The 21,765-nt window shown below is 64.6% G+C and carries 19 protein-coding genes; 12 read left to right on the top strand and 7 right to left on the bottom strand.

Annotation, left to right across the window (positions count from 1 at the left end):
- Positions 1-29 precede the first annotated feature (29 nt).
- The 3 genes from ACSKT0_RS08130 to ybaK all read left to right on the top strand — a co-directional run bounded on the left by ACSKT0_RS08130 (position 30) and on the right by ybaK (position 2,019).
- Positions 30-953, top strand: a complete 924-nt coding sequence (locus tag ACSKT0_RS08130; protein WP_437773271.1) for a sulfurtransferase — start codon at positions 30-32, stop codon at positions 951-953.
- A 101-nt stretch (positions 954-1,054) separates the two neighbouring features.
- Positions 1,055-1,510: a SufE family protein gene (locus ACSKT0_RS08125; protein WP_345446647.1), complete on the top strand. Its 456-nt coding sequence runs from the start codon at positions 1,055-1,057 to the stop codon at positions 1,508-1,510.
- 17 nt (positions 1,511-1,527) lie between these two features.
- Positions 1,528-2,019, top strand: a complete 492-nt coding sequence (gene ybaK, locus ACSKT0_RS08120; protein WP_437773270.1) for a Cys-tRNA(Pro) deacylase — start codon at positions 1,528-1,530, stop codon at positions 2,017-2,019.
- Positions 2,020-2,068: 49 nt separating this feature from the next.
- Here ybaK and ACSKT0_RS08115 read toward each other — a convergent pair whose 3' ends face one another.
- Positions 2,069-3,310 carry an alpha/beta hydrolase family protein gene (locus ACSKT0_RS08115; RefSeq protein WP_437773992.1) on the bottom strand — a complete coding sequence of 414 codons (1,242 nt, stop codon included), beginning with the start codon at positions 3,308-3,310 and terminating at the stop codon, positions 2,069-2,071.
- A gap of 150 nt (positions 3,311-3,460) precedes the next feature.
- On the opposite strand from ACSKT0_RS08115, the gene ACSKT0_RS08110 reads away from it, so the two are divergent.
- The 9 genes from ACSKT0_RS08110 (at position 3,461) to ACSKT0_RS08070 (ending at position 13,732) form a co-directional block, all read left to right on the top strand.
- Positions 3,461-3,952 (top strand): hypothetical protein, encoded by a 492-nt coding sequence (locus tag ACSKT0_RS08110; protein WP_236817103.1) that lies wholly within the window; start codon positions 3,461-3,463, stop codon positions 3,950-3,952.
- A 13-nt stretch (positions 3,953-3,965) separates the two neighbouring features.
- Positions 3,966-4,457 (top strand): peptide-methionine (R)-S-oxide reductase MsrB, encoded by a 492-nt coding sequence (gene msrB, locus ACSKT0_RS08105; protein ID WP_437773269.1) that lies wholly within the window; start codon positions 3,966-3,968, stop codon positions 4,455-4,457.
- A 215-nt stretch (positions 4,458-4,672) separates the two neighbouring features.
- Positions 4,673-6,043, top strand: a complete 1,371-nt coding sequence (locus ACSKT0_RS08100; RefSeq protein WP_437773268.1) for a DUF6421 family protein — start codon at positions 4,673-4,675, stop codon at positions 6,041-6,043.
- The gene (locus ACSKT0_RS08095) at positions 6,040-6,771 is read left to right on the top strand and encodes an SDR family oxidoreductase (protein ID WP_437773267.1); all 732 of its coding nucleotides are present in this window, start codon (positions 6,040-6,042) and stop codon (positions 6,769-6,771) included. The genes ACSKT0_RS08100 and ACSKT0_RS08095 overlap by 4 nt, the downstream gene beginning before the upstream one ends.
- Positions 6,772-6,780: 9 nt before the next feature.
- Entirely contained in the window at positions 6,781-7,893 is a 1,113-nt protein-coding gene (locus tag ACSKT0_RS08090) for a threonine aldolase family protein (protein ID WP_437773266.1), read from the top strand.
- Positions 7,894-7,954: 61 nt separating this feature from the next.
- Positions 7,955-8,620, top strand: coding sequence for a DUF3000 domain-containing protein (locus tag ACSKT0_RS08085; protein WP_437773265.1), 666 nt, complete (start codon positions 7,955-7,957; stop codon positions 8,618-8,620).
- Positions 8,621-8,689: 69 nt separating this feature from the next.
- Positions 8,690-10,042 carry an HRDC domain-containing protein gene (locus tag ACSKT0_RS08080; protein ID WP_437773264.1) on the top strand — a complete coding sequence of 451 codons (1,353 nt, stop codon included), beginning with the start codon at positions 8,690-8,692 and terminating at the stop codon, positions 10,040-10,042.
- Positions 10,043-10,292: 250 nt separating this feature from the next.
- On the top strand, positions 10,293-11,585 hold the full coding sequence (locus ACSKT0_RS08075; protein ID WP_437773263.1) for a thiolase family protein: 1,293 nt from the start codon (positions 10,293-10,295) through the stop codon (positions 11,583-11,585).
- Entirely contained in the window at positions 11,582-13,732 is a 2,151-nt protein-coding gene (locus tag ACSKT0_RS08070; protein ID WP_437773262.1) for a 3-hydroxyacyl-CoA dehydrogenase NAD-binding domain-containing protein, read from the top strand. Before ACSKT0_RS08075 ends, ACSKT0_RS08070 begins: the two co-directional genes overlap by 4 nt.
- A gap of 2 nt (positions 13,733-13,734) precedes the next feature.
- On the opposite strand, the gene ACSKT0_RS08065 is transcribed toward ACSKT0_RS08070, so the two are convergent.
- The 6 genes from ACSKT0_RS08065 to ACSKT0_RS08040 all read right to left on the bottom strand — a co-directional run bounded on the left by ACSKT0_RS08065 (position 13,735) and on the right by ACSKT0_RS08040 (position 21,690).
- On the bottom strand, positions 13,735-14,814 hold the full coding sequence (locus tag ACSKT0_RS08065) for a nucleoside hydrolase (protein WP_437773261.1): 1,080 nt from the start codon (positions 14,812-14,814) through the stop codon (positions 13,735-13,737).
- A 10-nt stretch (positions 14,815-14,824) separates the two neighbouring features.
- On the bottom strand, positions 14,825-15,802 hold the full coding sequence (locus ACSKT0_RS08060; RefSeq protein WP_437773260.1) for an aldo/keto reductase: 978 nt from the start codon (positions 15,800-15,802) through the stop codon (positions 14,825-14,827).
- Between the two features lie 39 nt (positions 15,803-15,841).
- Positions 15,842-16,057 carry a hypothetical protein gene (locus ACSKT0_RS08055; RefSeq protein ID WP_028266791.1) on the bottom strand — a complete coding sequence of 72 codons (216 nt, stop codon included), beginning with the start codon at positions 16,055-16,057 and terminating at the stop codon, positions 15,842-15,844.
- A 30-nt stretch (positions 16,058-16,087) separates the two neighbouring features.
- Positions 16,088-16,648 carry a hypothetical protein gene (locus tag ACSKT0_RS08050; protein WP_437773259.1) on the bottom strand — a complete coding sequence of 187 codons (561 nt, stop codon included), beginning with the start codon at positions 16,646-16,648 and terminating at the stop codon, positions 16,088-16,090.
- Between the two features lie 94 nt (positions 16,649-16,742).
- Positions 16,743-18,716: a 1-deoxy-D-xylulose-5-phosphate synthase gene (gene dxs / locus ACSKT0_RS08045; protein ID WP_437773258.1), complete on the bottom strand. Its 1,974-nt coding sequence runs from the start codon at positions 18,714-18,716 to the stop codon at positions 16,743-16,745.
- Between the two features lie 142 nt (positions 18,717-18,858).
- Positions 18,859-21,690 carry an aconitate hydratase gene (locus tag ACSKT0_RS08040; protein WP_437773257.1) on the bottom strand — a complete coding sequence of 944 codons (2,832 nt, stop codon included), beginning with the start codon at positions 21,688-21,690 and terminating at the stop codon, positions 18,859-18,861.
- Between the last annotated feature and the right edge of the window lie 75 nt (positions 21,691-21,765).

Below are 21,765 nucleotides of genomic sequence, written 5' to 3'. Positions count from 1 at the left end.
AGTGAAAGTGTCAGTGAAAGGCCATACCAATGTCCTACCCCGTTGAACAGAACGAGAAGTTCGCCGCGTACGCCCACCCCGAACGTCTGGTGTCCACCGAGTGGCTTGCCGCAGCCCTTGAAGGCGGTGCGCTCGGCGACGGCAAACTGGTTGTTGTCGAATCCGACGAAGACGTCCTCCTGTACGAGACCGGCCACATTCCGGGCGCAGTCAAGATCGACTGGCACACGGACCTGAACGATGAAGTCACCCGCGATTACGTCGACGGTGAAGCGTTCGCAGCCCTGGCAGCCGCCAAGGGCATCTCGCGGGACACCACCGTGGTGATCTACGGCGACAAATCCAACTGGTGGGCCGCTTACGCCCTCTGGGTTTTCACGCTCTTCGGCCACGAAGACGTCCGGCTCCTGGACGGCGGCCGGGACAAGTGGATCGCCGAGGGCCGCGAAGTCACCACTGACGTCCCCCAGCCCGCCCCGGGCGACTACCCCGTGATCGAACGGAACGACGCCCCGATCCGTGCCTTCAAGGATGACGTGCTGGCGCATTTCGGCAAGCCGCTGATCGACGTCCGCTCCCCCGAGGAATACACCGGCCAGCGCACCCACATGCCGGCTTACCCCGAAGAGGGCGCCCTGCGCGGGGGCCACATCCCCACCGCAGCTTCCATCCCGTGGGCACGCGCGGCTGCCGAAGATGGCACGTACCGTAACCGGACCGAACTTGAGGCCCTCTATCTCGGGGAAGCCGGCCTCACGGAAGGCGACGACGTCGTGGCCTACTGCCGTATCGGCGAGCGTTCCAGCCACACCTGGTTCGCCCTGAAATACCTGCTTGGTTTCGAAACGGTCCGCAACTACGACGGTTCCTGGACGGAGTGGGGCAATGCCGTGCGCGTCCCGATCGTCAAGGGCGCTGAGCGGGGTTCCGTGCCCGCACTCGCCGGAAAGTAGTCCGGAATCCCCGTGCCTTGCCCGATCGGTCTGCCAAATTGGCTAGGCCATTGTGAAGCAACGGGGCCAGACCGGCCCGGACTTTGCGTAAGCTGGAAGTGATGAGTACTAATACTTTGCCCTCCGCACTGGCGGAAATTGTCGATGACTTCCAGGCATTGACAGAGCCCGACCGCCTTCAGCTGTTGCTTGATTTCTCGCGCGGGCTCCCGGCCTTGCCGGAACGGCTGCTGGACCACCCTGAACTCCTGGAGCAGGTGGTGGAGTGCCAGTCGCCGCTGTTCCTGACCATTGAGCAGGAAAAGAAGCCCGACGGCGTCGCGTACCGTTTGTTCTTCAAGGCACCGCCGGAAGCACCCACGACGCGCGGCTTTGCGGGCGTTTTGCACGAAGGCCTGGACGGGCTGACGGCCGCGGAGATCCTGGCCGTTCCGGATGACATGCCGGAACTGTTGGGCCTCACCCGGGCAATCACTCCGCTGCGCATGCGCGGCATGACGGCCATGTTGGGTCGGATCAAACGCAAAGTCGCTGCGGCGGACCGCTTGTTGTCCTGATCCGGGATACCCAGCGAATGGCCAAGAAACAGGCTTCACAGGGAACGCCGGCCACAGCCGTACTGGCTGCGGCCGGCGTTCCTTTCACCCTGCACCCCTATGCGCATGATCCTTCGGCAGCGAGCTACGGACTTGAGGCCGCCGAGGTCCTGGGTATCGATCCCGGCAGGGTCTTCAAGACCTTGATGGTGGACATTGAAGGCAAGCTCGCGGTGGGCATCGTCCCGGTAAGTGGCACCCTCGACCTCAAGGCAATCGCAGCGGCTCTCGGATCCAAGAAGGCCACCATGGCCGATCCCAAAACGGCCGAGCGACGCACCGGCTATGTCCTGGGCGGGATTTCCCCGCTGGGCCAACGCCAGCCATCGCCCACTGTGCTCGACGAATCGGCATTGGCCTTTGGTACGGTCCTGGTTTCCGGTGGACGCCGCGGCCTGGACATTGAGCTGGATCCCGCAGACCTTATCCGGCTGACCGGCGCCCGGACTGCCCCGATCGGCAACCCCTAGGAAACCCGGGGAGCAGCGCAGGTACTCTCAAGCCGCGTCCGGCCCGTTCTCAATCCGACACCGGCCCGCCACGGGGCGTGAGGTGCGGAGCGAGCCATGAGCGGACCAGCCGTTCCCATTTCCGGGGATCCACGTTCCACTCTTTCGTGTGGCGCGCACCCTCGAAAGGCTCAAAGGTGACCATGTCCGGATTCTTTTCGGCGAGGCTGGCCGAGGGTTCGTAGGGGACGTACTCATCATCCACGCTGTGGAGCACCAGCGTCGGGGTCCGCAGTTCGACGGCCCGGGCATCCCAGTCCATCGCCTTCAAGTCGACGGGTGCGGCCAGGCCGGTGAGGCGCCGGCCCAACGGGTGCCCCAACATCAACTGCCCGTAACGGCCCACGGCGTAAGGGATCCTGTTGATCTGTGCGTGGTGTGCCAGGACATTGACCCAGTTGATCACCGGCGCGTCCAGGACCATGGCCCTGATCACGTGCCTGTTGTGCGAAAGATCGGCCGTCTGCAGGCAGATCGCCCCGCCCATGGACCATCCGAACAAGACCACTTCGTGGGCGCCGTGGGCGAGTGCGTACTCAATGGCGGCGTCGACGTCGTGCCATTCCGTGGAGCCCAGGCCGTAACGCCCATCCGGGGCAGAGGGGGCCAGGCCGTCGTTCCGGTAGGAAACCAGCAGGCTGTCGAGTCCGAGATCGTGCGCGACGCGCACTGCGCGCAAGCCTTCGAGGCGGGTGGCACCACGGCCGTGGACCATGATGGCCCACACTTTCGCGGGTTTCCCTGCGGCTGACGGAACCAGCCAGGCAGGCGCCTGGCCACCCTCGACGTCGATCTGTATTTCCTGCGAATCCAGGCCAAGCGCCGCCGGGGAGTCGTAGACGGCACCGCTCCACCATCCGCGCCGGGCTGTGGCCAGATCCCCGCTGTAGACTTCCTCGACTTCGCGCTGCACCGTCCGCTCTGCGGGCGAATAGGACACGATCCTTCCGATCCGCGCGGCTCCTGTCCCGCCCGCGAAGAAGAGGCTGAATACTCCGTCGATGGTGGTGTCCGGGGTAGCCGCGAGGATGACCTGGAGCCCGTCGTCACGGCGCACCACCGCCAATACCTCCTGGTCGGCCTCGCGCGCCGAGGGGGTAATGACGCGCCTGGCGAAATAGGCGGCGAGCGCCGAAGACCCTGCGCCCAGCAAGCCGGCAATGCTGCTTCCTGCAACGATCCCCGCAACGGTCCATTTGGCGCGGGCGGACATTTTTGCGCCGTTCTCAACGGTTGGCGCAGCTCGGGTCATGGATGCCATGTGACCATTCTCCCGGTTGCGGGGCGGTGTTCCGAACAGCGCCCTCTGTGGCGTTTCTTCCCGGGAGTCGACGCCGCGGCGAGAACAGAATTGCCGCACGAAACCATCCCTGAAGGCGCGGCTCAGGTCTACGCTGTAGCCATGAGTGAACCAATCGTCATCCTTACCGAAGAGCCTCTCGGCCCGGACGACCGCGTCAATATTGCCAAACTGATCGACGGCGGCGACTCGCCCCTGGTGGTGCTGGTGCCCGCGAACACGGAGCGGCACTTGTTGGTGGACTTCCTTGAGAATCTCTCCTTGCTCGAAATAGCCAAGGCATTCCGGGATCTGCTCGCGGAGGCGCCGGATCCCCAGTCAGAGCGGGCCCAGGCTGCCGAGACCTTGTCGGCGTCGCTCGGGGCCCTGGATGGGCTGGGTGGCGGGGTGACTGGTGAAATCGTCGACGGCGGTGCCGTGGCCGGCTTGGTGTCCAAGGTCAAGGCACTCAATGCCGCGCAGGCCGTCGTCGTCACCCGCCCGCACGCGATAGCCGATACGTTCCATACGGACTGGGCGAACAAGGCCCAGGACCAATTAGGGCTGCCCGTGCTGCATCTCTATGCGGGCTCGGGATTTATCGGCGACTCGTGAGCGTTGACAGAACATGAGCACTGCAGACAACAGGAAATACTTCCAAGCCGCGGACCCCTTGGCCGGGGTTCCCCACCAGGATGTCCCGAAGGACGGGCAATGCGTGGAGAAGACGGACGCGGAGTGGCGCGAGGAACTTAGCCCGGAGGAGTTCAGGGTCCTTCGCCAGGCCGGAACGGAACGCCCGTACACGGGTGAGTACTGGGACACCCATACGGCAGGCGTCTACCAATGCCGGGCGTGCGGCGCTGAGCTTTTCACGAGCAACGAGAAATTCGATTCCCATTGCGGCTGGCCGTCCTTCTGGGCACCACTCGCGGAAGGCACCGTCCGGTACATCCACGACCGTACTTTGGGAATGGAACGGGTGGAGGTCCGCTGCGCCAACTGCGATTCACACTTGGGACACGTTTTCGAGGGTGAGGGCTACGGCACACCTACTGACCAGCGGTATTGCATAAACTCCGTTTCGCTCAAGCTTGTCGAGACCCCTGCCGGGCAGTAGTCCGGGGCGATAATTCGAGCCCGGGCTCGCCACGCAAACGCCAAGCTACCGGCAGCCCCCCCCAGGCCAGCCCTCCCCGGGCTGGATCTTCCGGGGGCTGTCGGAACCACTTGCGAAAGAGTTTCTTATGCTCGGGCCACTTTTGAATTAGCGACTCTGACCGCTTGCTACGCTCGCCTCAGAACATTGATTCTTGAGGAAAGGCACCGTCGACGATGACCACCACCGTTACCACCACCCGTCCGCGCATCACCTCGGACAACCGGGACTGGATCTCCCTGAAGGCCGCAGCCACCGCCCTTCAGGCGTTCCAGAGCCAGGATGGCTCCATCCAGGATTCCCTCCACCATGAGGCTGCCCGGGCATACACGGCCACCATCATGGAGGCCATCACGAGCCTGGCTCCTGCGTTCCCGCATGACGCTGCCTATCTCGAACTCTTGGTCACGGATTTCGGCCGCTGGGCCGACGCCGGCTTCGGAGTCCCGGACTTCCTCGACTCGCTGCTGGCCTTCCAACCCCAGGAACACCGCGAGGACGGGCTCCAGCATCTCGTGGTTTTCCCGATGTACACCCAGAACGGCAGCACGAGCCGTCTTGTGGAAGCGGTCCTGATCGAGGTGATCTGGCCCGAGTTCATCGGCGCACTGGAGGCCGGCGACTACTCCAACAAGCTGTTCGTTCCCATCCGTTTCCTGGACTTCACCCCCGGCTACGACACCAATTCGGCAGTGCTCTTTCCCGAGACCGTCGCAGTGCGGGAAACGCCTGCCTTCACGTGGGGCGCCATCTTCGCCGACCGCGAGGCCGCCCGCTTCCGCCGTGTCCTCAAGGCAGCCGCCGCAACAACCTCCCTTGAGCTGCCCGCGGATGCCGCCGAGCTGTTGGATGACCAGGAACTCACGCAGCGGACGTTCGTCATGTGGGACCTGATCCATGACCGCACCCACATGCGCGGCGACCTTCCCTTCGATCCGTTCATGATCAAGCAGCGGATGCCGTTCTTCCTCTACTCGCTCGAAGAGCTCCGCTGCGACCTGACGGCTTTCCGCGAATCCGTCAGGATCGAGAAGGACGAGGACGCTTCCCCCGACGCCCGGCGCCACGCGAAGCTCCTGCAGTACGCCGTCATCTTCGACCGCATCTTCCGCTTCGCGATCACGGGCAACCGGGTCCGCAACTACGATGGCCTGGGCGGCCAGCTCCTCTTCGCCTGGATGCACCAGCACCACGTCCTGCACTGGACCGACAGCAAGCTCAGCATCGACTGGGACGAGGCCGCCGACGTCGTCATCGAGCTCGGTGCCCGGATCGAGGAACTGTACTGGCGCTCCATCGACCGCCCCAAGGCCGCCCACTGGCTCGCAGCGTATAAGCTCATTTCCGGTACGGTCACTCCGCACCCGGCTTCGGTCTGGGCGAAGGGCCCAGAGGCACTGCCGCTCGACGGGCCGCCCCGCGGCCTCACCGACCAGGTCCTCGACGACGAATTCCCCCTGTCCATGTTCTACGAAGCACTGGAGAAGAAAATGCGTCCGATCATCGAATCAACCACCGGTATCACCGGGCAGACCGCAGCCTCATGACCGGCGGACCGCTGACTGTCGTTGTCACTGGTGGCAGCAACTCTTCCGGGATCGCCGTGGCCCGCGCCTTCGCACTGGCCGGGCACCGGGTCTTTACCATCGGCTCGAACGAGGCCCGCATCAAGGCCGCAGCGGCCGAAGCGGGCGACGACGTCACTCCCCTGGTATGCGATCTTTCCCGGCTGGAGTCCGTGCGCGAACTCGCCTCGGAGATCCACGGGAGCACGGAAAGGGTCGACGGCGTCATCCACCTGGTGGGCGGGTGGCGCGGAGCCAAGGGAATCGAAGACCAGCCGGATGAAGACTGGGCCGCCCTCGAGCAAAGCGCCGTCACCACCCTGAGAAACGTTTCCCGGGTCTTCTACAAGGATCTCGCTTCCTCCCCCACGGGTCGTTTCGCCATGGTGAGTTCGACGGCGGTCGCCGCACCTACCGCCGGGGCCGCGACCTACGCGGCGGCCAAGGCTGCCGCGGAGACCTGGACCCTGGCTGTGGCTGACGGGTTCCGCCGTGATCAATCAGGCAACAAGGACGAACCCGCGGAGCAGCACAGCGCGGCCGTCGTCTTTGTGGTCAAGTCGCTCTTGGACGCGGCGATGCGGCGGGAACACCCGGAGCGGAAATTCCCCGGATACACGGACGTCGAGGACTTGGCGACAGCCGCCGTCGGGCTCTTCGACAAGCCGGCAGCGGAACTGAACGGACAGCGCCTCCTCCTGGCCAAATAGACTGAAAGCGTGAATGAACAAGTGACGAGCACTACAGAAGAATTCCCGGCTGCCCTCGATACGGAAGCCAGTGGACGACTCCACGACCCCTCCGTCCGCGGTTTCGCGTCGGACAACTACTCCGGCGTCCACCCTGAAATCCTGGCGGCCCTTGCCGCAGCCAACGGCGGCCACCAGGTCTCTTACGGGGAGGACCAGTACACGGAACGGCTCCAGGAAGTCATGGAGCAGCACTTCGGCGCAGGCATCGAATGCTTCCCCGTTTTCAACGGCACCGGTGCGAATGTATTGTCCCTGCAGTCGCTGCTGCCGCGCTGGGGTGCCGTCATCTGCGCCTCGACCGCCCACATCAACATGGACGAGAACGGCGCGCCGGAGCGGATCGGCGGCATCAAGCTCCTCCAGGTCCCGACGTCGGACGGCAAGCTGACTCCGGAATTGATCGACCGCGAAGCCTGGGGCTGGGGCGACGAGCACCGCGCGCAACCCCTGGCCGTCTCCATCACGCAGACAACGGAACTCGGCACGTGCTACACCCCGGAGGAAATCCGGGCGATCGCCGACCACATCCACGCCAAGGGCATGAAACTGCACATGGACGGCGCCCGGCTCGCCAATGCCGCCGCCCACCTTGGCGTACCGTTGCGGACGTTCACCCGCGACGCCGGCGTGGACATTTTGTCCTTCGGCGGCACCAAGAACGGGCTGCTGTTCGGCGAGGTAGTGGTCGCCCTGAATCCGGAAGCCGCCCACGGGCTGAAGTTCCTGCGCAAGATGAACATGCAGCTGGCCTCCAAGATGCGTTTCATTTCGGCCCAGTTCATCGCGCTTCTGGAGTCCGGGCTGTGGCTTCGCTCTGCGGAACACGCAAACGCCATGGCCTCGCGGTTGCGTGCGGCAGTCGACTCGATCGAGGGTGTGGAGCCTACGCAGGCCACGGAGTCCAACGGCGTCTTCGCGGTCCTGCCCGCCGGCGTCGCCGATCGCCTCCGCTCCTCGTTCAAGTTCTATGACTGGAACGAAGCGAACCGCGAGGTGCGCTGGATGTGTTCCTTCGACACCACCGAAGAGGACATCGATTCCTTCGTTGCCGCAATCAAGCGCGAACTGGCGTCCGCATAGGGCACGGGACGGGGCGGCGTGGCTTCAAGGTTTCGCCGCCCCGGACACATAATCTGCGAAGGTGAACGCACTCGCACAGGTTCCCGCGGATTTCTTGCATGCGTTGGGAACGCTACGAAAAGCAAAGTGCCGGAGCGAGCTGCGGCTCGCGGAAATCCCGGCGCCCTCCCGCTTGGCGCCATACGCGGTGGCTTTAGGGGCAGAGGTCTTCAGCCGGTCGACCCGGCCCGGCCGGACCCCGGTCCATGGCCCTACAGCCATGGCATTTTCCAGCGAGAACAACCCGGGATCCCCCGGCGCGGCCGATGACGAAGACGATGAGCTTGCAACAGGCAGGTTCATCTTGCTCCACGATCCCGACGGCTCGGCTGTATGGGACGGGGAATTCCGGATCGTCACCTATATCCGGGCCCAGCTGGAAGCCGACATGGGCAACGACGCCATGCTCGGTTCCGTTGCGTGGACATGGCTCGTGGACGCGCTTGAGAACCATTCAGCCCAGTACCGCTCAGCGGGCGGAACGGCCACGCGCATCCTGTCCGAGAGTTTCGGGACTCTGGCCGAAAGACCGGAAACCATCGACATCGAACTCCGTGCCTCATGGACACCTGCGTCTTCAGATGTCCAGGCCCACCTGGAGGCATGGTGCGACATGGTCTGCACGTTCGCAGGACTGCCTCCCCTTCCTCCCGGCGTCACTCCCCTGCCGAATCGGCGGCTCACGTGAAGGCCGTGAACGTCCGCTGCAATCCCCGGCCGGACCGGCCGGGCACAGAGTCGGTAAACTGAAGGCACCATGACCCCTGAAAATCTGGAACCCACCACAGCCGGCGCTCCGGCTGCTGATCCCACACCACACATCACGGTAGACGGCTTCGAAGGCCGGATACCTGAGATCATCGACCTGGATGTCCCGCGCGAGGGCGTGCCGCTTGTCATCGACACCCTGTCCGGCCTGGAGCGGTGCGCCGCTGCCATCGCCGCAGGATCCGGCCCCGCCGGGGTCGACGCCGAGCGCGCCTCCGGCTTCCGCTACGGGCAGCGCGCCTTCCTGGTGCAGATCCGGCGCGACGGCGCAGGCACGTGGCTGATCGACCCCGAGCCGTTCGATGACCTGAAGATCATCAACGAGGCGCTGCGCGGTGTCGAGTGGATCCTGCACGCCGCGACGCAGGATCTTCCGTGCCTGGCCGAGCTTGGCATGTGGCCTGACAAGCTCTTCGACACGGAACTCGCCGCACGCCTTGCCGGACTGCCCCGCGTAGGCCTGGCAGCCGTCATCGAGCAACTCCTGGGCTTCGGCCTGGCCAAGGAACACTCTGCCGCCGACTGGTCCACCCGCCCCCTCCCGGAACCCTGGCTCCGGTACGCCGCCCTCGACGTCGAGGTGCTCGCCGAATTGCGGGAAGAACTCATCGAACTCCTGGAAGCTGATGGCAAGCTGGAATTTGCCGAACAGGAATTCGCCGGCATCCTCGGAGCAGGCCTTCCAGCCCCGAGGGTGGACCCGTGGCGCAAGACCTCCGGACTGCACCAGATCCGTGACCGCCGTCAGTTGGCTGCCGTGCGCGAGCTTTGGTACGAACGGGATCAGCTCGCGCGGAAACGGGATGTTGCTCCCAGCCGACTCATCCCCGACTCTGCCTTAGTCGCCGCAGCCAAGGCCATGCCCACGACCGTTCCGCAGCTCCTGGCCACCAAGGGCTTCCACGGGCGGGCCGCACAGCGCGAAGCGCCACGCTGGCTGCGCTGCATTGCCGGCGCGAGGAGCACCGAAGACCTTCCACCGCTGCATCTTCCAACCAACGCTCCCCCGCCACCGCGGGTCTGGACAGACCGCGATCCCGAAGCCGCGGCCCGCCTGGGAACTGCCCGGCCCCGGCTTCAGGAGGCCGCCGATGGGCTCAAGCTTCCCGTGGAGAACCTGCTCACTCCTGATTACATGAGGCGCGTGCTGTGGCGGCCGCCGTCGGACATCACTGTGGAGTCCGTGTCGGAAGAGCTGCGCTCTCTCGGCGCCCGCGAGTGGCAAATTGCCATTACGGCGCCGATCCTCACCGAGGCGTCACTGAATCCGCAGCCGTTGCCGCCCAAGGAGCCCAAAGAGCCCCGGAACCCGCCGTCCAAGGAACGGACCCCGGCTCCCTAGACTAAGGTTCCCGCACTCCCCGTGTGACCCCCGCTCACAAACAAGCCCTCCCTGCGCGACGCCCGCTCACATCTACACCCTTTCCTAGGGAAATCCTCGGGTGATGTGAGCGAGGGTCCGCCGGAAACCCTTGATATGTGAGCGTGGATCTCCTTGCGCGCTAAGTTACTGGCGAGTAACATGGCCGTCAATGACACCGGCTTCCCGTGTGAGGGCTGTCCGGCATCCATGTCTCAACGAGGAGCCCCACATGATCCAAACCCGGAACAGCGCCAAGCCGCGGGCAGTCCGTGACGTCGTCTTCGTGGACGGCGTCCGGACGCCATTCGGCAAAGCGGGCGAAAAAGGCATCTATGCGGGCACCCGTGCCGATGACCTCGTGGTCAAGTGCATCCGCGAGCTGATGCGGCGTAACCCGGGCCTGCCCGCCGAACGCGTTGACGAAGTCGCCATCGCCGCCACGACCCAGACCGGCGACCAGGGCCTGACCATCGGCCGGACCGCCGCCCTCCTGGCCGGCCTGCCCCGCAGCGTGCCCGGCTTTGCGATCGACCGCATGTGCGCCGGAGCAATGACCGCGGTCACGACGACGGCGAGCGGCATCGGTTTCGGCGCTTACGACGTCGTGATTGCCGGCGGTGTGGAACACATGGGCAACCACCCCATGGGCGCAGGAGCGGATCCCAATCCCAGGTTCATGTCCGAGCGGATCGTTGATCCAGCCGCCCTGAACATGGGCAACACCGCGGAGAACCTGCACGACCGTTTCCCGTCGATCACCAAAGAGCGGACCGACACCTACGCTGCGGCGTCCCAGGCAAAGCTAGCCGCCGCCTACGGCAAGGGCCAGATCCAGCCCGACTTGGTCCCGGTCGCCACAATGAAGCCTGGACAAGGCTGGACAGTGAACACCGTCGACGAGCCGCCACGCCCCGGGACCACGGTGGCTGACCTCGCGGAGCTGCGCACTCCGTTCAGGGCCCACGGCCGGGTCACCGCAGGCAATGCCGCCGGCTTGAACGACGGCGCGACGGCGGCAGTTCTGGCCTCCGCGGAGGCTGCCGAGGAGCTCGGCCTGTCCGTGAAGATGCGCCTCGTCTCCTATGCCTTCGCCGGCGTCGAACCCGAAGTCATGGGCATCGGACCTGTCCCGGCCACCGAGAAGGCGCTCAAGAACGCCGGACTCGGCATCGAGGACATCGGCCTTTTCGAGATCAACGAAGCCTTCGCGGTTCAGGTCCTGAGCTTCCTGGACCACTTCGGAATTGCCGACGACGACCCGCGCGTCAACCGCTACGGCGGGGCCATCGCCGTCGGGCATCCCCTAGCATCGTCCGGTGTGCGGCTCATGAACCAATTGGCGCGCCAGTTCGAAGAAGACCCGTCAGTCCGGTACGGCATCACCACCATGTGCATCGGCCTGGGAATGGGCGCCACAGTAATCTGGGAGAACCCGCGTCACGTGGATTACAACAGCTACAGAGACTACGACAGCGCAACAGAGACCTCCGCCGACACCGAGAGCAAGGGAGCCGCAGCATGAGCGCCGCAGAATTCCAGAAACTGGCCGGACTGTTCCCGGACGAGACCGTGACCCACTCCCACGTACAGGACATCGAACTCCCCGGCAACGCCGGAACGTTCGCCCTGATCACCCTCGACAACGGCCTGGACCACACCAAGCCCACCACCCTCGGGCCCAATACCCTCGTCGAGCTCGGGACGGTACTTGAAGGGCTCAAGGATCGCGCTGCGCGCGGAGAGATCGTGGGCGTCGGCGTCACGGGCAAGCCGTACTTCCTGGTGGCTGGAGCGGACCTCTCTGCGGTCAAGCGGCTCGAAGAGCGCGAGCACGGCCTGTGGATGGCGCAGCTGGGCCACGACGTCTACGCGACGCTCGCCGACTTGGGCGTTCCCAGCTTCGCCTTCATCAATGGCCTCGCGCTCGGTGGCGGCCTCGAAATCGCCCTCCAGTCCACCTACCGCACGGTTTCGACCGGCGCTGGCGCCCTCGCTTTGCCCGAAGCCTTCATCGGGCTCGTCCCCGGTTGGGGCGGCGTCTACATCCTGCCGCGACTCATCGGCCCGGAAAACGCCCTCAAGGTGATGATCGAGAACCCGCTGAGCAACAACCGCACGCTCACCGGCCGCCAGGCTTTCCAGCTCGGCATTGCCGACGCCATCTTCGAACCCGCGGATTTCGTGGAGCAGTCAATTGCCTGGGCCGCCAAGGTGATCGCGGGCGAGGTCGTCCCCGAACGGAGCAACTCCGTGGATCCGGCGGATCCCGCAGTTGCCGAACGCTGGGCCGGCGCCGTGGCAGCGGGCCGGGCGTTCGTGGAAGCCAAGACCTCGAACGCATCACCGGCTCCGGCCAAGGTGCTGGATATCCTCGAGGCCAACCGGACCATGGGCAAGGCGGAATCCGCGGCCCTGGAATGCGAGACACTCGCTGATTTGATGCAGACGGATGAGTTCCGTTCCACCGTCTACGCCTTCCTGGACCTCGTGCAGAAGCGGTCCAAGCGTCCTGCCGGCGCGCCCGACCGCAAGCTCGCGCGCCCGGTGACGAAGATCGGGGTCGTCGGTGCCGGCCTGATGGCGAGCCAGCTCGCCCTGCTGTTCGCGCGCCAGCTCAAAGTACCCGTGGTCCTCACAGACATCGACCAGGATCGCGTGGACAAGGGAGTCGCCTACGTCCATGCGGAGGTGGACAAACTGCTCGGCAAGAAGCGGATAAGCTCCGACGCAGCCAACAGGACCAAGGCCCTCGTCAGCGGCTCCGTCTCCAAAGACTCATTCGCCGATGCCGACTTCGTCATTGAAGCTGTCTTCGAAGAACTCAATGTCAAGAAGCAGGTCTTCGCAGAAGTGGAGGCCATCGTCTCTCCCGAATGCATCCTCGCCACCAACACGTCCTCGCTGTCCGTGACGGCGATGGCCGAAGATCTCCAGCACCCGGAGCGCCTGGTGGGTTTCCACTTCTTCAACCCGGTTGCGGTCATGCCGCTCCTGGAAATCGTACGTGTTCCGAAGACCGACGACGCCGTGCTGGCCACCGCGTTCGAGCTCGCCAAGGGCTTGAAGAAGACAGCCGTGCTCGTCAAGGATGCCGCCGCTTTCGTCGTCAACCGGATCCTGCTGCGGCTCATGGGCGAAGTCATTGCCGCGTTCGACGAAGGGACGCCGGCGGAAGTCGCCGACTCGTCGCTCCGCCCCATGGGCCTGCCGATGAGTCCTTTCACCCTCAGCGCAATGGTGGGCCTTCCGGTCGCCCAGCACGTCCAGGAATCGCTGCACGCGGCCTTCGGCGAGCGTTTTGCGGTCTCCCAGAACCTGCAGAAGTTGGTTGACAACGGTGTGAAGTCACTCTGGGCCCCGGGTTCTGAAGGAAAGCCAGTCATCCCGGCGGAAACGTTGGCGCTCATGTCCTTCGGCACCACTCCGTCCACGGCCGAGGAAGTCCTGCGTCGCACGCAGGATGCCTTGGCCGAGGAAATCGGGCTCATGCTGTCCGAAGGCGTGGTGGCAGGGCCGGAAGACATTGACCTCTGCGTCATCCTCGGAGCAGGCTGGCCGATGTTCCTGGGCGGGATCACACCGTATTTGGACCGGGTGGGTGCCTCCGAACGCGTCAACGGCAAACGCTTCCTGGCACCAGGAATCGCGTCGAAGCCGAACGCGGGCTAACCTTACCGCCCCCTAGGGTCCGGCAGCTCCCGGGCGAGGCCGCCCAATGACCGCACCAATTCGGCAAACGCCTCCCTTGGGTGGTTCTCCGAGACGATGCGCGCGTTGGGCGGCTCGCCCCACAGTCCGCGGAAGTCCGCCACGGTGGTCCCGATGAGCCTGGGGGCTGCTGTCTCGACGTGCACTGTTGCCGTGCGTGTACTGTACCTGGCAGTGCCGGCGGCGACGGACGCCGCGAAGTAGTCGTGGATGTGCGCCACATAGCCTTGGCCGTAACGGCGATGGAACTCGAAATAAAAGCGCAGCATATCGCTGAGGTGCCGCACGAGTTCGTTGGATGCGGTGCTGCGCCGCCCTTCCGGCTGTTCCGGAAGGACAAGTTCCGGCTCCGTGCAACCCGCCTCGGCAGCCAAGGCGGCCACGTGTTCGGGCCTCAGTTCTATCCGTTCCGTGGTCTCCAAGGCGCACACCACCGGCAGGCGTTGCTCAGGAAGTCCGGAGAAGGCAGCAAACACCTCGGCCGCTGCGTGCGGATCAACGTGGGTGTTCCACTCGGCCGTCGGCGTCGTGTTGCCCTGGTAGTAGTAGCTGCCACCCATGATCACGACGCCGCGCAGCAGCTCCGGTAGCCGCGGCTCGGCCCTCAGGGCGAGGGCGAAGTTGGTAAGCGGCGCCGTCAGCAGCGCGGTCAGCTCCCCCGGCCGTGACCGGGCCGCTTCGACCCAGAGCGCGACGGCGTCGGCGTCGTGCACTTTTCCGTGCGGTTCGGGCAGCTCGGCATAGCCGACACCTTGGGACCCGTGGGTTTCCGGCGTCGTGGTCAACGGAATCAACAGCGGAGCCCGGGCACCGAGGGCAACGGGCACGTCAGGGCGGCCGCACAACTCGAGCAGGGACAGGTTGTTGCGTGCCACTTGCTCCGCCGCGACGTTGCCAGGAGTGCTGCTCACGGCTACCAGCTCCACATGCGGCTGGCTGCAGAGGTAAGCCAGGGCAAGGGCATCGTCGATTCCCGTGTCGGAGTCCACGAGCAAGCTCACGGGCTCGCGCTGGCGTGCAACCGCTGCCTGCTCCCAGCTCATGGAACGCTCCTTAGAAGAGGGCGACCTTGGGCGTGCGCGGGAAGATGTCGTCCATTTCGGCGCGTTCTTCTGCCGTGGGCACCCAGCGCACCGCTTGCGCGTTCTCGGCGATTTGTTCAGGGCGGGTGGCTCCCGCAATCACACTGCTGACTGCGCTCTGGGCGGCCAGCCAGGAGAAGGCCAGCTGCAATTCGTTCAGGTCCCGCTCTTTGGCGAATTGGCTGAACCGGCCCAGCTGGACCCAGTCGGCGTCGTTGACCATGTTGGTCCGCGTGTGGCTGAGGCGCGATCCTTCGGGGGCGTTGCCTTGAGCATACTTGCCCGTCAGGAGGCCGTTCGCCAAGGGGAAATACGGCAGCACACCGAGCCCGAAGGCCTGGGCGGCCGGCAGGACTTCGAGTTCCGCGCGACGGTCCAGCAAGTTGTAATGGTTCTGCGTCGAAATGAACCGCGCACCGCCCTGCATCCGGGCGACGTATTCCGCTTCGGCGATCTGCCAGCCTGCACGGTTGGAATGACCGAGGTACCGGACCTTGCCGCTTGTCACGAGGTCATCGAGGGCGGCGAGGGTCTCGTCAACCGGGGTGAGTGGATCCGGCGTGTGGTACTGGTACAAGTCAATCCAGTCGGTGCCGAGGCGGCGCAACGATGCTTCGGCGGCCTGGATGATGTAACGTCGCGATCCCCGGGCGCCGAAATCGTTGCCGTTGGCGCCGTGCATGTCCATACCGAATTTCGTGGCCACGACGGCGTCGTCCCTGCGACCTTTCAGGGCGACGCCCAGCATGGTCTCACTGAGGCCGGGCTCCCGGCCGTAGACGTCTGCAACATCGAAAAGGGTCACGCCGGCATCCAAGGCGGCATGCACTACCGCATTGGTACCCTCCTGCGATTCCGTGGCCGTATTGGCCCGCCCGAGATTGTTGCACCCCAAACCGACTACTGAGACGGTCAATCCGGAATTTCCAAGACGGCGATATTCAGTCATGGTTTCACCCTACAACGCCCGCAGGGGCCAGTCCGCCGCTCAGGATCCGAACGCGATTCCTGCCTCTTCCATCGCGTCGTGCAACTGGGCCATGACCTTGGGGCCCATGCCGTGCAGGGCCGCGACCCGTCCCTCTCCGAATTCGGCGAGCTGCTCCAAGGTTTCCAGACCCTCGTGGGCGAGTGCCCTTCGTGCCGGAGCGGACAAGCCCTTCGGCAGCGGAGTGTGTCCGGGCCAGTTGCTCTTGGGCGCCATGTTTGTCCCTTCGAAGCGGTGAGGTAGTCCTTAGAGGGTAAATCCCGGACCGGTTTTCGGCGAGTGTTTTACTTTGAACGCGGTGGGTTCGGCATGGGGCGCGGCCGCGATGCTCAGCTTGGTGAAGTCGAGGTCTTCTCCCCGGATGCACACCTTGATGGCGTTGACGGCCTTGTTGACGTCCGGGCACAGGCAGAAAATGTTGAGCTTCGCGTCGCTGATGTCGGATCGTTCCACGGTACCCAGGCCGCGCCAGGCCAGTTCGCTCGTCAGCGCGGCCTTGGCCTTGCGTTCAAGGTAGCGGTCCCGGTCGGTGCCGTCCTTCGTCTTCAGCGCGATCTGTGCGACCACCCAAAACTGCTCAGTCTCGGGAATCTCCGCATAGCCGTCCTCTTCGCATTGCGCGGCAAAGGCCGTCATGAGTCCTTCGACGGCGGATTCGTCCTCGACGTCGGTTTCGTCCGTGCTGCTCTGGTGTCCCACAACCCCGCGGTTGATCACGAGCTGCTTGAATTCCTCGTCATACCAAGCCTCCCGGAAGTGCAGGACCGCTTCTTCGTCGCGCTTATAGGTGCGGATGATGCCGCTCATGCCTATCCTTTTCTGGACCACTCCGCGCAGGTGCTGTTCTGGACCTGTGCTGTCGAAGGGTGCCTGTGTGTTTGATTCCGCTGGGAACAGCCGTTCACAGCTTGGGGAGACTGCCCGTCGTCGGATGTTCTTGTCCTGGCAGGGGCCGCGCGAAAGGCACCTTTGTCCCCAGGACCTGCGCGACGACGTCGTGCGTTATCTGTTGGGCGGTAAGCCCCACCCGCTCAAGGATCTGGCTCCGGGTTCCATGGTCGAGGAATTCGACCGGAAGCCCCACCTCGTTGAGGGCCGTGTCCACACCGGCCGCGCGCATCTCCTGGCGGATCCGGGAGCCGACGCCGCCAGCACGGACGCCGTCTTCGATGCAGATCACCAATCGGTGCCGGGCGGCAAGGGCAATGATGGACTTGCGTACGGGCAGGACCCACCGCGGATCCACCACGGTGGAACTGATGCCTTGGGAGCCGAGACGCGACGCGACATCGAGGGCGAGCTCGGACATGGCGCCGACGCTGACAATCAGGACATCGTTCTCGGTGGAGCCTTCGGGGCGGCGCGCCAGCACGTCGACGCCGTCGGAAAGCCGTTCGATCGCTTCGATCTCACTTCCCACGCTGCCTTTGGAGAAACGCACCACGCTGGGCGCGTCCGCGATGGCAACAGCTTCGCGGAGTTCTTCCCGCAGGCGGCTGGCATCCCGCGGAGCCGCGAGGTGCAGCCCCGGAACGATCTGGACCATCGCCATGTCCCACATACCGTGGTGACTGGCTCCGTCCGGGCCCGTCACGCCGGCACGGTCCAACACGACCGTCACCCCGGCTTTGTGCAGTGCAACGTCCATGAGGAGCTGGTCGAAGGCGCGGTTCAGGAATGTCGCGTAAACGGCAACGACGGGGTGCAGTCCGCCAAAGGCCATGCCTGCGGCCGAGGTAAGGGCGTGCTGTTCGGCGATCCCGACGTCGATCACTCGTTCCGGGTGCCTTTCCGCGAACTTGTGCAATCCGACGGGGATCAGCATGGCCCCGGTGATGCCAACGATGTCGTCGCGCTCATCGGCGATGTCCGCGATTTCCTCGGCGAAAACCGATGTCCAGGAGCGGGCTCCACCGGCTTCGGTGGGTTCGCCGGTCTCAGGATCGATGATCCCGACGGCGTGGAACTGGTCCGCCTCGTTGGCGAGGGCAGGTGCGTAACCGTGCCCCTTTTCGGTCATCGCGTGGACGATCACGGGGCCGCCGTAATTGCGGGCAGTAGTGAGCGCGTGCTCAAGGGCCCGCATGTTATGGCCGTCGACGGGGCCGATGTACTTCATGCCGAGGTCTTCGAACATGCCTTGCGGAGCCCACCAATCCTTGATGCCCTTCTTCATGGCATGCAGGCTCTTATAGGTGAACTGGCCGATCGGTCCACCGCTCTGAAGTTTCTTCTTCCACCAGTCCAACACCACTTCGTAGGTGGGGGCTGCCCGGAGGGAGTCTATCGTGGGGCGCAGTGAAGCGAGGTAGTCTGCCACACCGCCGACGGTGGGCGCATAGGAGCGCCCGTTGTCGTTGACGACGATCACCACGCGGCGTCGCTTGTCGGCGGCGATGTTGTTGATCGCCTCCCACGCCATACCGCCCGTCAGCGCGCCGTCTCCGACGACGGCGACAACGCAGCGATCGCCCTCGCCGGTCAACTGGCGGGCCCGGGAGATACCGTCGGCCCAGGACAAGGAGGAGGACGCGTGTGAGCTTTCCACGATGTCGTGCTCGGACTCTGCGCGATCCGGGTAGCCGGACATTCCCCCTTGCTGCCGGAGGGTGCTGAAATCTTGCCTGCCGGTCAGCAATTTGTGGACGTAAGACTGATGGCCTGTGTCGAAAACGATGCTGTCGCGCGGGGAATCGAAAACTTTATGGATGGCCATGGTGAGTTCCACCACGCCAAGGTTCGGTCCGAGGTGACCGCCCGTTTGGGCGACGTTGGTGATGAGGAAAGTCCTGATCTCGCCTGCAAGCTGCTCCAACTGCTCACTGGTGAGCTTGCCCAGGTCCTGCGGGTTCCGGATTGTCTCCAAAAGTCCCAACGGCCCCTCCTTAGGGTGATTGACGTGCTATACAACTCTAACGCCTTGGCCGGCACCAAGCCGCAGGAAAGGCTACAGCCCCGGCCGGTCGATGACCAGCCGGGGCTGTAGCTGTTGCCTTGCGGCTCATGCGGAGTTCTCGCTAGTGTGCCGAGATTTGGCGCAAAACGTACTGCAGGATGCCGCCGTTGCGGTAGTAGTCCGCTTCGCCCGGGGTATCGATGCGCAGCACTGCATCGAAGGACTTGGTGCTGCCGTCCTCTGCCGTTGCGGTGACCTTGAGCGTCCTCGGCGTCGTGCCGTTGTTCAGCTCGGTGACGCCCTCGACGGAGAACGTTTCCGTGCCAACAAGGCCCAGCGACGCAGCGGACTCGCCGGCCGGGTACTGCAGCGGGAGGACGCCCATGCCGATGAGGTTGGAGCGGTGGATGCGCTCGTAGCTTTCGGCGACGACGGCCTTCACGCCCAGCAGCGCGGTTCCCTTGGCAGCCCAGTCACGGGACGAGCCCGAGCCGTACTCCTTGCCTGCAAGGACCACCAGCGGGGTACCGGCTGCCTGGTAGTTCTGGGCAGCGTCGTAGACGTAGGCCTGGGGGGCGTCCGCCTGGGTGAAGTCGCGGGTGAAGCCACCCTCAACGCCCGCACCGTCGTTGAAGTCAGCGAGCAGCTGGTTCTTGATGCGGATGTTCGCGAACGTTCCGCGGATCATGACCTCGTGGTTGCCACGGCGTGAACCGTAGGAGTTGAAGTCCTTGCGCTCCACACCGTTGGCCAGAAGGTACTGGCCTGCCGGGGTGTCCGACTTGAAGGAACCGGCCGGGGAGATGTGGTCGGTGGTGACCGAATCGCCGAGCTTCAGCAGCACGCGGGCGCCGGCGATGTCCGTTACCGGTTCCGGCTGCGCCTTCATGCCTTCGAAGTACGGGGGCTTCCGCACGTACGTGGACTTGGCGTCCCAGGCGAAGGTGTCGCCGGCCGGGGTCTCGAGCGCCTTCCAGCGGTCGTCGCCGTCGAAGACGCCCTCGTAACCGCGGGCGAACATTTCCTTGTCGATCGAGGAATCGATGACTTTCTGGACCTCGACAGGGTTCGGCCAGATGTCCTTCAAGAAGACATCGTTGCCGTCCTGGTCCTGGCCCAGCGCATCAGCGTCGAAGTCGAAGTCCATGGTTCCGGCCAGGGCGTAGGCGATGACCAATGGCGGCGAGGCCAGGTAGTTCATCTTGACGTCCGGGTTGATGCGGCCTTCGAAGTTGCGGTTGCCGGAGAGGACAGCCGTAACGGAAAGGTCGTTGGCCTGGACAGCCTCGGAGATTTCGGCGTCGAGCGGTCCGGAGTTGCCGATGCAGGTCGCGCAGCCGTAGCCCACGATGTAGAAGCCGAGCTTCTCCAGGTAGGGAGTCAGGCCGGACTTCTCGTAGTAGTCGGTGACAACCTTGGAGCCGGGAGCGACCGAAGTCTTGACCCACGGCTTGGAGGCGAGGCCCTTGTCGACGGCGTTACGGGCGAGCAGCGCGGCAGCCAGCATCACGGAAGGGTTGGACGTGTTGGTGCAGGAGGTGATCGAAGCGATCGAAACTGCACCGTGGTCCAGTTCGAATTCGCGGCCGTCAGCTGTTGTGACGCTCACCTTTTTCGACGGACGACCGTTGGACTTCGGGCCGTGTGCGTGCGGCGCTACGTCGGCCAGGTGCGTCGTGGAGGCGGTGAACGACGGCGAATCGGAGGCCGGGAAGCTCTCGTCGATCGCTTCGTCGAGGCTTCCGTCGGCCAGGTCTTCCTTCACGTAGTTGCGCAGGTCCTCGCGGAACTGGGCCTTGGACTCCGTGAGGATGATCCGGTCCTGGGGACGCTTCGGACCCGAGATGGAGGGAACAACCGTGGACAGGTCCAGCTCGAGGTACTCGGAGAACTTGATCTCGTGCGAGGGATCGTGCCAGAGGCCCTGTTCCTTCGCGTAGGCCTCGACCAGGGCGACGTTCTGATCGGAGCGGCCGGTGAGGCGCAGGTATTCGAGCGTGACGTCGTCGATCGGGAACATCGCTGCCGTGGAACCGAACTCCGGGCTCATGTTGCCGATGGTGGCGCGGTTGGCCAGCGGCACAGCCGCAACGCCTTCGCCGTAGAACTCCACGAACTTGCCGACCACACCGTGGTTGCGCAACTGCTCGGTGATGGTCAGGACAACGTCCGTGGCGGTAGCGCCCGCGGGGATGGAACCCGTGAGCTTGAAGCCGACGACGCGCGGGATCAGCATGGAGACGGGCTGGCCCAGCATCGCAGCCTCGGCTTCGATGCCGCCCACGCCCCAGCCCAGAACGCCCAGGCCGTTGACCATGGTGGTGTGGGAGTCCGTACCGACGCAGGTGTCAGGGTAGGCGCGCAGGACGCCGTCAACTTCGCGGGTCATAACGGTGCGTGCCAGGTATTCGATGTTGACCTGGTGGACGATGCCGGTTCCCGGGGGAACAACCTTGAAGTCGTCGAAAGCAGTCTGGCCCCAGCGCAGGAACTGGTAACGCTCGCCGTTGCGCTGGTATTCGATCTCCATGTTGCGCTCAAGGGCGCCGGAGTTGCCGAAGGCGTCGATCTGCACGGAGTGGTCGATGACCATCTCAGCCGGAGCCAGCGGGTTGACGCGCTTGGGGTCGCCGCCGAGCTCCTTGATGGCTTCACGCATGGTGGCAAGGTCAACCACGCAGGGAACCCCGGTGAAGTCCTGCATGATGACTCGGGCCGGAGTGAACTGGATCTCGGTGTCCGGCTGGGCATTTGGATCCCAGCCAGCCAGGGCGCGGACGTGGTCGGCCGTGATATTGGCGCCATCTTCCGTCCGCAGGAGGTTTTCAAGCAATACCTTAAGGCTGAACGGAAGGCGGTCTGCGCCCTCAACGGAGTTCAACCGGAAAATTTCATAATCGGTGCCGGCTACATTCAGTACGCCTTTGGAACCGAAGCTGTCCACAGTGCTCATGGCAGGACTCCTCTCGCAACAGCTTTCATCTTTGTCGCGTGGTTGACCGCTAGCTAGTTAGGCAAACCTAATCTG

The sequence above is a fragment of the Arthrobacter sp. KNU40 genome (genome assembly GCF_051515115.1).
Taxonomy (GTDB): Bacteria; Actinomycetota; Actinomycetes; order Actinomycetales; family Micrococcaceae; genus Arthrobacter.
Note: the sequence above shows the minus strand (reverse complement) of the source record. Positions and strands in the feature narration are given on the sequence as shown.